The 244-nt window shown below is 45.5% G+C and carries 1 protein-coding gene; it reads left to right on the plus strand.

The window, feature by feature from the left end:
* The coding region (locus tag AB4512_RS25120; RefSeq protein WP_372176172.1) for a formate dehydrogenase accessory sulfurtransferase FdhD at positions 1 to 244 on the plus strand (244 nt) is incomplete at both ends.

The following is a 244-nucleotide window of genomic DNA, read 5'->3' on the forward strand; positions in this document are numbered from 1 at the left end:
GAAGACTTTGTGCGTGGTTTTAGTTTAAGCACCGGTATCGTAAAAAAATTCAGTGAAATTCGTGATATTGAGATTGGTGGCAATGGTGAATCTCATTTCGCGCAAGTAGAAATCAGCAACCGTGCTTTTTGGGACATGAAAACTCAGCGGCGTAACTTGGCTGGAACCACAGGTTGTGGTTTGTGCGGTGTTGAGGCGCTTGAACAAGCACTTCCGGATTTGGTTCCATTGCCACCGTCATTAC

The organism is Vibrio sp. 10N.222.52.B7, from assembly GCF_041474275.1.
Lineage (GTDB): Bacteria > Pseudomonadota > Gammaproteobacteria > Enterobacterales > Vibrionaceae > Vibrio > Vibrio crassostreae_C.